Here is a 12,324-nt window from a genome sequence, read left to right as displayed (position 1 = left end):
TCTGACGGGGCCGAACCAGGATCGACGTGTGTTCAAAGACGATATTTTTGCCCGGGCTGAGTAACCCGTTCAAGGCTCAAAACCAATAGGTGCTAACGATAACGAAGCACTCGCTCTGGCTGCGTAACCTTTAGGCCTCACGGCCGAAAGTTATTCAAAGAGAGCGCGGTTCGGACCGAACCGGGCAACAGAATCGGATACCAGCGGCTGGGGACGAGCCGGGCAACAGAATCGTCCCACCTTTCCCAAACCACCAACCTTCATTTCGTAAATCGCCACCCTTCGCGGGAATGACGAAAAGTGGTGGTTAGTGCGCGCTTTCGCAGTGACTATGGTCGCTGAGTGCCTCGATCACCCGGCAATCGGCGGCGACACCGCCGCGGCAACGCCCGACGATACGTGTGAGCTCGTCGCGCAATAGCGTCAGCTGCGCGATTTTTTCCTCGACCTGCTCCAGATGCCGCGTTGCGATGCGGTCGGCCTCGTCGCACTCGCGCTCTGGATGATCGGACAGGTCGAGCAGCGAACGGATTTCCTCGATCGTGAACCCCAGCTCGCGCGAATGGCGGACGAACGCCAGCCGCGCGCGATGCGCATCGCCATAGCTGCGGTAATTGGCCGCGGTGCGATGCGGCTCGGGAAGCAGCCCGATCCGCTCATAGTAACGGATGGTTTCGATGTTGGTCCCGGTTGCCCGCGACAGTTCGCCGATTTTCATCGCTTGACCCTGTAGTTGCTACAGGGTGCATATAAGGTGCCGACTCGAAGAAACCAGGAGCTTTGACATTGGCCGATCAATGCTGTGCCGGCAAAAGCGGCAAGACCGCGCTCAACGACCCGCGCTGGCGGCGTGTCCTGTGGATCGCGCTGTTAATCAACGCCGCGATGTTCGGGGTCGAGATCGTCGCGGGCATCGCGGCGGACTCGCGTGCGTTGCAGGCCGACGCGCTCGATTTCCTCGGCGACAGCGCCAATTATGCGATCAGCCTTGGTGTCGTAGGCATGGCGCTTGCGTGGCGCGCGCGCGCCGCGTTGCTCAAGGCGGCAACGATGCTCGCCTTTGGCCTGTGGGTCTTCGGTTCGGCGATATGGGGCTTCGTCACCGGATCGGCGCCGCATGCCGAGACGATGGGGCTGGTCGGCGCGCTGGCGCTCGCGGCCAATGTCGCGGTCGCGCTGATGCTCTATCGTTATCGCACTGGTGATGCGAACATGCGCTCGGTGTGGATTTGCTCGCGCAACGACGCGATCGGCAATGTCGCCGTGATGGGCGCGGCACTGGGCGTGTTCGGCACCGGACAAAGCTGGCCCGACCTCGCCGTCGCGGCGATCATGGCTGGGCTCGCGATCTGGGGTAGCCTCGAGGTTTTCCGGCAGGCGCGCGGCGAACTCGCCGCCACGCCCGTCGGCGAAGCTGCCTGAGCTACGCCTGACTGTTGCCGAGGCCGATCACGACCGTCGACAGCATCAGCACCGCAATCCCGGACCACACGAGCGCCCGCGTGCGCTTGCCCGCGGGCGCCCATTCCTTGAGCGCAAAACCCCACAATGTCGAAAAGAGGATGATGCTCGCCATATGCAGCGTCCAGCTCGAAAAGCCGAAGCGCCCCATCTGGCTTTCGCCCATCGTGTAGAAGAAGAACTGGAAATACCAGAGCGTCCCGCCAAGCGCGGCAAGGCCATAGTTGAGCGCGAGCGGCGGCTTTTCGGTCGCGCCGGGCGCGGCCTCGCCGGCGAGCTGGCGGACGCTGCGATTGCGCGCGATCAAGATGCTGCACCAGATGAGGTTGGTGGTGAGCCCGCCAAGCAGCACGACGCAGAGCACAGGCAATCCCTGCCACAGCGGGTCGGTGCCGGCCGCCAGGGCCGCCTCGCGGATTGGCTGGCCGGCGTCGAGACCCCAGGCGAAACATCCCGACATGATGCCCGAAAAGACCGCGATCGCGAGCCCCTTGCGCAGGTTGAATTCGGAGGTGTCGGCGGTCGCGATCTCGCCCGCCATCTCGCGTTCCTTGCGGCGCCCCGCCTGCGCCACGATGACGATCCCGATCAGCGTGATCGCGATGCCGAGAAACACCGTCTGCCCGCTGGTTGTCGCGAACAGCTCGCCCAATGTCCCGCGAAAGATCGGCGGCCCCATCGTCCCGATCACCGTTGTCAGCCCAAGCGCGACCGCCATGCCAAGCGAGAGGCCGAGGTAGCGCATGGTAAGCCCGAAGGTCAGACCGCCAAGCCCCCACATCGCGCCCCAGAACCAGCACCAGAACCAGATGTCGCCCGGCGTCCGGCTGAGCACGCCGATCAGGTCATGCGTCTGGATCGAGGCGAAGAGCCACGGCGCGATGAGCCACGAAAAGATGCCGCCGGTGATCCAGAAAATCTCCCACGACCAGGCGCGGATGCGCTTGTACGGCACATAGAAGCTCGCTGACGACAGCCCGCCTAGCCAGTGAAAGAACACGCCAAGCAGCGGGTTCGCATCCATCCTTTTTCTCCCCTCGTCCGTTTCAGGCGGCCAGTGTCTCCGGGCCGATTTGCTTCAGCGCGGTCACGCCGGTCAGCGCCATCGCGACGCGCATCTCCGCTTCGATCAGGTCAAGCACATGCCGGACCCCGCGTTCGCCGTCCGCAGCAAGCGCGAAGGCCCATGCACGGCCGAGCAGTACGCCCTGCGCACCGAGTGCGAGCATCCGCACGACGTCGAGCCCCGATCGCACGCCGCCGTCGGCGAGCACGGTGAGCCGGTCGCCGACCGCATCGGCGATGCGTGGCAGCGCGCGCGCCACCGAGGGCACGCCGTCGAGCTGGCGCCCGCCATGGTTCGACACGATGATCCCGTCGACCCCCGCTTCGGCGGCGCGGCGCGCGTCCTCGGCGTCCAATATGCCCTTGACGACGATCGGCCCCTTCCAGTGCGCGCGCACGAAATCGAGGTCGGCCCAGGTCACGCTCGGGTCGAAATTCTCCTTCATCCAGCCGAGGAAATCCTCGAGCCCCGATTTGGGGCCGAGCAAAGGTGCGACATTGCCGAGCTGGTGCGGCCGTCCGTGGATGCCGACATCCCATGCCCAGCCGGGGCGAGCCATCGCTTGCCCCACGCGCCGGGCCTGCCCGCGCAAGTTCGTCGCGCCCGAAAGCCCCGAGCGGACGTCGCGATAACGCGCGCCGGGCAAGGGCATGTCGACGGTGAAGACGAGCATGGGGCAGCGGGCTGCACTCGCCTCATCGAGCAACGACCGCATGAAACCGCGGTCGCGCACCATATAAAGCTGGAACCAGAAGGGCGTCGGGCAGCCGCGCGCGACTTCGGCGAGCGAGCAGGCCGATACGGTCGAGAGGGTGAACGGAACACCCTTCGCCGCGGCGGCTCGCGCGGCCTGCACCTCGCCGCGCCGCGCCGCCATTCCGGCGAGCCCGATCGGGCCGAGCGCGACCGGCATCGCGAGGTGTTGGCCGAACAGCGTGGTCGAAAGATCGATCGCCGAAACATCGCTCAACACCCGCTGGCGCAGCGAAATATCCTGCAAATCCTCGATATTCGCGCGCAAAGTGCGCTCGGCATAAGAGCCGCCGTCGAAATATTCGAAGAGAAAATGGGGCAGACGACGCCGCGCGGCTTCGCGGTAATCGCCGATCGAGGCAGGCTTCACGCGGCTTCCTCCATCCGCTCGATTTCCTGCCGCCATTGGTCGCGATAGGGCGCGAGGTCGACGCCCAGCGGCTGCACAAGTTCGAGTGGCTCGGCAGGAGGCAGTTTGGCGTCGAGCAGGCGGAGCGCGCCATAAGAGACGTCGTTGTGCGCCTTGCCGGTATAAACGCGGAGGTCCGGACGCAGCGCTGCGAGCGCGCGGACGAAGACCTGTCCCTCAGCAAAGCGCCCCTCGATCAACAGCCGCTCCCGCGTGCCGATCAGGCTCAGCGACGCGTCGGCGACGAGCGCGGCGTAGAGCGACACAGCGGCGCGGCGCGCGACCGGATCGTCGGGTTCTGCGATCCACCGGCCGCGCCCATGCGGGAAGGGGCCGAAGCCCGGCGCGAAGCTGGGCAGCACCATCGCCCCGCTTGCCAGCACATCGGGCAGCGCCGCGAGCAGCGCCGGCTGGTCGGGGGCGATGTCGATCCGCCGCGTGTCGAGCCCGATCAGCGTCTCGATCTCGCGTCCGCCCATGAAGCGCGCCGACGGGATCGGCTTGCCGAACGCGTCGACGTTGATGAGGCAATCGCGTGCTTCGTGGAGGCGGCTCGCGTCCATCGATGCGGCATCCTTGGGCGAACGCATTGCGACGAACCAGGTGCCCGTCGACAGCACGGTCGATTCACTGTCGGCGATCTCGGCGAAGCCGCGCGCGGCAAGAAGCGCCGCGTTCGAATCGTGGAGGCCGCAATGGACTTCGGTGTCGGCGGGCAGGCCGGTGCGTGCGATCCACGCTGGCGTTAGCGTGCCCAGCACTTCTCCTGCCCCGTGGAGCGGCGCGAGCCGTCCGGCCCAACCGCGCCGTTCGGCGAGTTTAGAGGGCACGCCCGTCAGCGGATTCCACAGGTCGGTGTGGCAGCCGAGGCTCGTCACCTCCGACGCCGCGACGCCGCAGAGCAGCCAGCTCCAATATTGCGCCCAGGGCAGGATTTGCGTGCCGCGCGCGAGATCGGGATCGAGCGCCTCGAGCCGGAAGATCTGCGCGCCGAGATTGAGGCCATCGGGAAGGCGCGGCGAACCGGTATTGGAAAAGGCGTCGCGCTCGGCTTCATAGCGCGTGCGCAGATCCGCGGGCATCGCGTTCTCATAATCGAGCGGCGGGCAGGCGAGGCGGTCGTCGCGGATGATAGCCGCCGCGGCGCCATGTCCCACGGGTATGATCGCGCCGACATCGGCGAGTTTGGCAAAGTCGCGCAAGGTTTCGGCCATCCATGCTTCGATCCCCGCGGCGTCGAGCGCGATATAGGTGCCCGTTTCGGTGCGCGCGTTGGCGCGCACGCGGCGTTCGATCATCGCGCCGTCGGGCGACCACAGGCTCAGTTTTGCCAAGGTTTTCCCAACATCGAGGACTATGGTTGCGCGACCCTTCATCCTTCTCCCTTTGCTTCGTTGCGACCGAATTTGATCGAACTTTATCGAAACTGATTGCAGGACACCAGCGATTTCGATACACATCCTCTCATAGTCGAAACAACGAGTTTCCTTCATGCCCGAACTTCTGGACGTCACGCCCCAATCCAACGCCGCCGCGCTGCTTTTTGCCGTTCCGGCGAATCGCTGGTCGGACGAAGAGGCGCACGGCAAGTCGCCCGAAGATCTGCTCCTCTATCGCTCGAACCGCCTCGGATCTGACCTTACCGTCACCAATTTCGGCGGCGGCAACACCTCGGCCAAGCTCGATGCGCGCGATCCGCTGACCGGCGAAACCGTCCCGGTCCTGTGGGTCAAGGGATCGGGCGGCGACATCGGTTCGATGAAGCTCGACGGTTTTTCGACGCTGTATCAGGATAAGCTGCTCGGGCTGGAGAAGCTCTATCGCGGTCTTGCGCATGAGGATGAGATGGTCGGCTATTTGCCGCACTGCACCTTTGCGCTCAACCCGCGCGCGGCGTCGATCGATACCCCGCTCCACTCCTATCTGCCCTTCGCGCATGTGGACCATGTCCATCCCGATGCGATCATCGCGCTCGCGGCGTCGAGCGAGGGTGAGGCCGCAACCCAAGCCATTTGGGGCGGCGCGGTCGGCTGGCTACCATGGCAACGCCCCGGTTTCGATCTCGGGCTGAAACTGCGCGATTATGTCGCCGCCCACCCGGGGCTCCGCGGCGTGATGCTCGCGGGGCATGGCATCATCTGCTGGGGCGACAGCGCCAAGGGCTGCTATGACAACACGATCGCGCTGATCACCGACGCCGCAGACTATCTGAACGCGAAACTGGCCGGGGGCCCGGCGTTCGGTGGCGAGGCCGCGCCGCCGCGACCTGCCGCCGAACGCACGTCGGCCGCCGCGAAATTGATGCCGCTGCTGCGCGGCCTGATGGGCGGCAGCCGGGTGGGTCATTTTTCCGACGATGCCGAAACGCTCGAATTCGTTGGCAGCCGCGATTTTGCGAAGCTCGCCGCGATCGGCACCTCGTGCCCCGACCATTTCCTGCGCACGAAGATCGCGCCGCTCGTGCTCGACCCCGCGCGGATCGACGACGGCGCGTATCTCGCCGAACGGATCGAGGCGTACCGCGTCGATTATGCCGCTTATTACCAGCGCTGCGCACGGCCCAATTCGCCCGCGATGCGCGATCCCAATCCGGTGGTTGTGCTCGTCCCCGGCATCGGCCGCATGACCTTTGCCGGCGACAAGACGACCGCGCGGCTCGCGGGCGAATTCTACGCCAATGCGATCAACGTGATGCGCGGTGCCGAGGCGATCGGCGCCTATGTCGGGCTCAACGAACAGGAAGCGTTCGACATCGAATATTGGCTGCTCGAGGAAGCGAAGCTCCAGCGGATGCCCAAGCCCAAGCCGCTCGCGGGCCGCATCGCGCTCGTCACCGGCGGCGCGGGCGGCATCGGTGCCGCGACCGCCGAGCGTCTCGCGGCGGACGATGCGTGCGTGATGCTCGTCGACCGTGACGCCGATGCGCTGACGAAAGCGGCGCACGAACTCGAAGGCCGCTTCGGCCGCGACCGCATCCGCTCGGCGGTCTGCGACGTCACCGACGAGGCGCAGGTCGCCGCGGCCTTTGCCGCCTGCGCGCGCGAATTTGGCGGGCTCGACATCCTTGTCGCCAACGCCGGCATCGCGTCGTCGGCGCCGATCGAGGAGACAACGCTCGACCTGTGGCAGCGCAATTATGACGTGCTCGCGCAGGGCTATTTCCTCACTGCGCGCGCGGCCTTCCCGCTGATGAAGGCGCAGGACGGCGGCTCGATCGTCTTCATCGGGTCGAAGAACGGCATCGCCGCAGCGACCAACGCGTCGGCCTATGCGTCGGCGAAGGCGGCCGCGCTGCACCTCGCGCGCTGCCTTGCGCTCGAAGGCGCGCCGTTCGGCATCCGCGTCAACACGGTCAATCCCGACGCGGTGATCAAGGGATCGCGCATCTGGGACGGCGACTGGCGCCGCGAACGCGCCGGCGCGCACGGCATCGATTCGGGCAGCGAGCTCGAGGAACATTATCGCAACCGCTCGATGCTCAAGCGCGACGTGCTGCCCGAGGATGTCGCCGAAGCCGTCTATTTCCTCAGCTGCGATATGTCGGCAAAGTCGACCGGCAACATGATCAACGTCGACGCGGGCAACGCGCAGGCGTTCACCCGATAAGATACGGAACCAGGAGAGAGTTATGGCTGGCGACCTGCCGCTCGCACAGGACGATATCGAGCGACTGAACGCCGGTCTCGCCGACGCGCTCGATGACGATTACGGCAGCCTTGGCCGCCAGCTTGGCCGGCGCGGCATCGACATCGGCGCGGTGAAGGCGAAGGTTGCGGGCTTTTCGGTCGCGGTGCCGAGCTGGGGTGCTGGGCGCGGCGGGACGCGTTTCGCCAAATTCCCGATTCCCGGCGAGCCAACCAACATCCACGAAAAGCTCGAGGATTGCGCGGTGATCCAGCAGCTCGGCCGCGCGACCCCGCGCGTCAGCCCGCATTTCCCGTGGGACAAGGTCAGCGACTATCGCGGTTTGCGCGAAGAAGCCGCGGCGCTCGGGCTCGGCTTCGACGCGGTGAACAGCAACACTTTTCAGGACCAACCCGGCCAGGCAGTAAGCTACGCGACCGGCTCGCTCTCCTCGACGCGCGCCGACGTGCGCGAACAGGCGGTCGCGCATAACATCGAATGTATCGAGATAGGCAAGCAACTTGGCGTTACCGACCTGACGGTGTGGGTCGGCGACGGCACGAATTTCCCGGGGCAGCAGGATCTGGGCCGCAGCCTCGATCGCTATCTCGATGCCGCGTCAGAGGTTTACGCCGCGCTGCCCGGCAACTGGCGGATGCTGATCGAGCACAAGATGTTCGAACCCGCTTTCTATTCGACCGTGATTTCGGACTGGGGCAGCTCGATCCTCGTCGCGCAGGAACTCGGCGAGAAGGCGAAATGCCTCGTCGACCTCGGACATCACGCGCCGAATGTGAATATCGAACAGATTGTCGCGCGGCTGCATCGCTTTGGAAAACTGGGTGGATTCCACTTCAACGACAGCAAATATGGCGATGACGACCTCGATAGCGGATCGATCAACCCGCACCAGCTCTTCCTCGTCTTCAACGAACTGGTCGAGGCCGAGATGAACCCGCGCGGCGATTTCCGCCCTGCCTATATGATCGACCAGTCGCACAATGTGACCGACCCGATCGAATCCATGCTCTCGTCGGCCGAAGCGATCGTCGGCGCCTATGCCAAGGCACTGCTCGTCGACCGCGAGGCGCTGCTCGCGGCCCAAGAGGCGAACGACACGATGATGGCGTTCCAGGCGCTCCGCGCGGCGTACCGCACCGATGTGACGCCGATCCTCGCCGCCGCGCGCGCCGAAGCGGGCGGGGCGATCGATACGATCGCGGCCTATCGTGCGAGCGGCTGGCGCGGCAGCAAGGCGCAGGAACGCCGGGCGGCGGGGACGACGGCGGGGATCGTCTAATCATTCGATTGCAACTCGGCGCAGCTCCCGTCACATAGACGCATCTAGACAGGGACCCCCATGCACGCAGCCGAACGCGAAAAAATGATCCTCGACAGCCTGGGCGAGAGCGGTTTCGTCTCGTTCCGCGACCTCGAGAGCCGCGTCGCCGCGTCGCCCGCAACAATCCGCCGCGACCTCGACCGGCTGGAAGAGGCGGGTGTCATTACCCGCGTTCGCGGCGGGGCGAAACGCGCCGGGCAGGCGGGCAGCACCGCTTCGACGTCCGAAGATGGATTGTCGGGCATTCCTTTCCACGAGAATATCGGCCGCAATCGCGGCGCCAAGGAAGCGATCGGCCGCGCCGCCGCAGGGTTCTGCGTCGCGGGCGAGGGCGTGATGATCGACGGCGGCTCGACGACGCTGCAGATGTGCCCGCACCTCGACGGCCTCGCGCTGCAGGTGCTGACCAACTCGCTCCATATCGTCAGTGCGTTATTGCCGCAGCCGACGACGCGCATCCTGGTGCCGTCGGGGCAGGTGTTCCGCGAACAGAATATCGTGCTGTCGGCGGCGGGCGACGACGGCATGCCGCGCTTTCATGCGCCCAAACTGTTCATGGGCGCGGCGTCGATGGGTCCCGCCGGGCTGATGCAGGCCGACGTGATCCTCGTCGCCGCCGAACGCCGGCTGATCGAGCGCGCCGACGAGATCATCGTGCTCGTCGACAGCTCCAAATTCTCGGCCCCCTCGGGCAATGTCGTCTGTTCGCTCGACGAGATCGACATCGTCGTGACCGACTCCGCGATCGAGCCGCGGCATGTCGCGATGATGGAAGCCGCCGGCATTCGCGTCGTCATCGCCTGAATTTCCCAAAGCCTCCGGACAAAACCGCAGCCTGCCGTGCTATTCGGGCTTGAATGATTGAATTTGATCGTTGACGTGATTGCTAAAGACAAATAATGACCAGTGATGCAAAAACGCTCATCGAAGCGTGGCATCGGAGGAACAAGATTGCCGGACAGGCACCTCCGTCAAAAAGGGACAACTCGCACGGCGAGTGCAGGGAGGATGCAATGAAGGCGATGACGACGACAGGTCAGGATTATGCCGCGCGGCAGGGCGTGTGGCGGCGAGGCATTTCGGCGCTGGCATGCGCAGGCGCGTTGATGGGCGCCACCGGTGCCTATGCACAGGACGCCGATTCCGACGCACCGGCCGACGCGGACATCGTCGTCACCGGCACATTGCTGCGCGGCGTTGCGCCCGTCGGCACGAATGTCGTGGGCGTCAGCGAAGCCGATGTGCTCGCCTCGGGCGCGGCGTCGGCCAACGACCTGCTCGCCTCGATCCCGCAAATCGGCAATTTCGGCACGGTGCCCGCGGGGCTCGGCAATTTCGGCAATCCGATCGTGCGGCCCAATATCCGCAACCTCGGCAACAGCGGCGGCTCGACGACGCTCGTTCTTTTGAACGGCCACCGCATGGTCGGCGCGGGCATATTGCAGACGAGCTTCGACCCCTCGGTGATCCCGCCCGACGTGATCAAGCGCGTCGATGTCATCCCCGACGGCGGTTCGTCGATCTACGGCTCGGACGCGATCGGCGGCGTGATCAATTTCATCACGCGCGATCGCTACGACGGCATCGGCGTCAACGCGCGCTACGGCTTCGCCAAGGATTACCAGACGATCGACGCCAGCATCATCGCGGGCAAGGATTGGGGATCGGGCTCGGTCTTCATCTCCTATGCCTATGCGTGGCACGACGACCTGATCGGCCTCGACCGCGATTATGCGACTGCGAACCAGACCGACCGCGGCGGCGGCGATTTCCGCAGCACCGCATGCCCGCTCGCGAACATCACTGCCGGCGGCGTCACCTATGCGATGCCCGGCCGCGTGCCCAATACGATCAACCGCTGCGACCAGACCGACTATGCTGCCATCTATCCGCGCGAGGAACGCCACAGCGTCTTCGCCGGCCTGACGCAGGACCTCAGCGATTCGGTGTCGTTCAAGCTGTCGGCCTATTGGTCGAAGCGCGACACGTTGCATCGCAGCGCGCAGAGCAGCGCCAGCGGGACGATCACCGCCGCCAATCCTTTCTTCCGCCCGATCGGTGCCGAACTCGCGCACACCGTTGCCTTCTCGTTCGGCGATGTCTTCGGGCCGAGCAACGATAGCCCGTCGAGCTTCACCTCCTATGGCATCACCCCCAGCTTCGATTTCGAACTCGGTGGTGGCTGGCAACTGCGCACGCTCGCCAATTTCGGGCGCAGCGAGAATGAATCGACCGAGCGGTCGTTCAATTCGACCGCGGCGACGGTTGCGCTTGCCGGGACGAGCACAGCGACCGCGCTCAATCCCTATAATCTGTCGGCGACCTCGCCGGCGGTGCTCGCCGCGATCGACGATTTCGTCAACCATGGCGAAGCAACGCAGGAATTGGCCGAAGGGCGCGTTGTGCTCGATGGCCCGCTGTTCGCGATGACGGGCGGCGACGTCCGCCTCGCGGTTGGGGCGGAATATCATTACGAGAATATCCGCTCCTTCACTGGCAGTGGCCCCGAAAATGCCATCGTCGGCTCGAAGGCCTATACGGCGCGCAATGTGAAATCGCTGTTCGGCGAATTGCTGATCCCGATCTTCGGCGCCGACAATCGTACGCCGGGTTTCTACAGCCTCGAGCTGTCGGGTTCGGTCCGTTACGACGATTACAGCGACGTCGGCAGCACGACCAATCCGAAGGTTGGGGTGACCTGGCGGCCGTTCGAGGCGCTGACGATCCGCGGCAATTACGGCACGTCCTTCCACGCGCCGAGTCTTGCCGACCTCGGCAATTCGGTCGATGCGCGCGTGCAGGTGCTGCCGTTCAGCCCGTTCCGCGCGCCTGGCAGCTCGCCGTTCGACGCACTCCGCCCGACGATCGCGATCGCCGGCGGCAATGCCAATCTGAAGCCCGAGACCGCCGATACCTGGTCGCTCGGCTTCGACCTCAAGCCGGCGGCGCTCGAAGGGTTTGTCGCCAGCGCGACCTATTTCAACGTCAAGTTCAAGGACGCGATCCAGGTGCCGCCGTTCACGTCGCCGCTGCTTTTCACGACGCCGGCCTATTCGGGCTTCTACATCCTCAATCCGACGCTGGCGCAGGCGCAAGCGGCGGCGGGCAATCTGCGCGTCGATGGCGTACCCAACCTCGCGACTTTGTTCGCGTTCAGCTCGCCCTATGTGCTGTTCCTTGCGCAGCGCGCCAATCTGGGTGCGGTGAATGTCGACGGGATCGATTTCAACCTCGCCTATAATCGCCCGACGGGCTTCGGGTCGATCAACGCGAATTTCACGGGCAGCTATCTCCTCAATCGCGAGACGCAGGTGGTGCAGGGCGGTCCGGTCAACGACGACCTCAAGAACGGGACCGGCCGTTTCCTCTTCACCGCCGGGCTCGGCGCGACGGTCGGCGATTTCACCGCGCGCGCGTCGCTCAACCACCGCAGCGGCTACCCGATCATTGGCTTGCCGCCGCAGACGCGCATATCGGCCTTCGACACCGTCGACCTCTTCTTCAGCTACGATCTCGGCGACATGCTCGCGAACACGCTGCTGACGCTGAACGTCGACAATGTCTTTGACGAGGACCCGCCGTTCCTGAACAGTGCATCTGGCTATACCAATGGCAGCACGCTCGGCCGGCTCGTGTCGTTCGGTATCCGTACCAAATTCTAAGGGAGTA

Annotated in this window: 9 protein-coding genes and 1 other RNA gene; 6 read left to right on the top strand and 4 right to left on the bottom strand. The window is 65.1% G+C overall.

From position 1 onward, the window contains the following. Positions 1–202, top strand: a transfer-messenger RNA (tmRNA) gene (gene ssrA / locus V6M50_RS09195); the annotation flags it as partial. 105 nt (positions 203–307) lie between these two features. Here ssrA and V6M50_RS09190 read toward each other — a convergent pair. Beyond that, positions 308–718: a MerR family transcriptional regulator gene (locus V6M50_RS09190; RefSeq protein WP_332818257.1), complete on the bottom strand. Its 411-nt coding sequence runs from the start codon at positions 716–718 to the stop codon at positions 308–310. A 68-nt stretch (positions 719–786) separates the two neighbouring features. Between V6M50_RS09190 and V6M50_RS09185 the strand changes: the two genes are divergently transcribed. After that, positions 787–1,422, top strand: coding sequence for a cation transporter (locus V6M50_RS09185; RefSeq protein WP_332818256.1), 636 nt, complete (start codon positions 787–789; stop codon positions 1,420–1,422). A gap of 1 nt (position 1,423) precedes the next feature. Here the strand turns inward: V6M50_RS09185 and rhaT are convergent, their stop codons facing one another. Genes rhaT through V6M50_RS09170 form a run of 3 tightly spaced genes read right to left on the bottom strand, consistent with a single transcriptional unit; the run spans position 1,424 to position 5,023 of the window. Beyond that, entirely contained in the window at positions 1,424–2,485 is a 1,062-nt protein-coding gene (gene rhaT / locus V6M50_RS09180) for an L-rhamnose/proton symporter RhaT (protein ID WP_332818255.1), read from the bottom strand. Positions 2,486–2,507: 22 nt separating this feature from the next. Continuing rightward, positions 2,508–3,650, bottom strand: coding sequence for an FMN-dependent L-lactate dehydrogenase LldD (gene lldD, locus V6M50_RS09175; RefSeq protein ID WP_332818254.1), 1,143 nt, complete (start codon positions 3,648–3,650; stop codon positions 2,508–2,510). Further along, on the bottom strand, positions 3,647–5,023 hold the full coding sequence (locus V6M50_RS09170) for an FGGY-family carbohydrate kinase (protein ID WP_332818253.1): 1,377 nt from the start codon (positions 5,021–5,023) through the stop codon (positions 3,647–3,649). Before V6M50_RS09170 ends, lldD begins: the two co-directional genes overlap by 4 nt. A gap of 157 nt (positions 5,024–5,180) precedes the next feature. Between V6M50_RS09170 and V6M50_RS09165 the strand changes: the two genes are divergently transcribed. From V6M50_RS09165 to V6M50_RS09150, 4 genes are all read left to right on the top strand, one after another. Next, positions 5,181–7,295: a bifunctional rhamnulose-1-phosphate aldolase/short-chain dehydrogenase gene (locus V6M50_RS09165; protein ID WP_332818252.1), complete on the top strand. Its 2,115-nt coding sequence runs from the start codon at positions 5,181–5,183 to the stop codon at positions 7,293–7,295. Positions 7,296–7,317: 22 nt separating this feature from the next. Then, positions 7,318–8,613 carry an L-rhamnose catabolism isomerase gene (gene rhaI, locus V6M50_RS09160; protein WP_332818251.1) on the top strand — a complete coding sequence of 432 codons (1,296 nt, stop codon included), beginning with the start codon at positions 7,318–7,320 and terminating at the stop codon, positions 8,611–8,613. An 84-nt stretch (positions 8,614–8,697) separates the two neighbouring features. Further along, complete coding sequence (locus V6M50_RS09155) at positions 8,698–9,459, top strand: DeoR/GlpR family DNA-binding transcription regulator (protein ID WP_332818250.1); 762 nt, start codon at positions 8,698–8,700, stop codon at positions 9,457–9,459. Positions 9,460–9,668: 209 nt separating this feature from the next. After that, positions 9,669–12,317, top strand: coding sequence for a TonB-dependent receptor domain-containing protein (locus V6M50_RS09150; protein ID WP_332818249.1), 2,649 nt, complete (start codon positions 9,669–9,671; stop codon positions 12,315–12,317). The last annotated feature ends 7 nt before the right edge of the window (positions 12,318–12,324 follow it).

The organism is Sphingopyxis sp., assembly GCF_036675685.1.
GTDB lineage: Bacteria > Pseudomonadota > Alphaproteobacteria > Sphingomonadales > Sphingomonadaceae > Sphingopyxis.
The sequence above is the reverse complement of the archived record's forward strand: the minus strand, read 5'-3'. Positions and strand labels throughout refer to the sequence as shown.

Coding starts and splice junctions, on each gene's coding strand:
- V6M50_RS09190 (WP_332818257.1), bottom strand. CDS start 718: ATGAAAATCGGCGAACTGTCGCGGGCAACCGGGACCAACATCGAAACC.
- rhaT (WP_332818255.1), bottom strand. CDS start 2,485: ATGGATGCGAACCCGCTGCTTGGCGTGTTCTTTCACTGGCTAGGCGGG.
- V6M50_RS09165 (WP_332818252.1), top strand. CDS start 5,181: ATGCCCGAACTTCTGGACGTCACGCCCCAATCCAACGCCGCCGCGCTG.
- rhaI (WP_332818251.1), top strand. CDS start 7,318: ATGGCTGGCGACCTGCCGCTCGCACAGGACGATATCGAGCGACTGAAC.
- V6M50_RS09155 (WP_332818250.1), top strand. CDS start 8,698: ATGATCCTCGACAGCCTGGGCGAGAGCGGTTTCGTCTCGTTCCGCGAC.
- V6M50_RS09150 (WP_332818249.1), top strand. CDS start 9,669: ATGAAGGCGATGACGACGACAGGTCAGGATTATGCCGCGCGGCAGGGC.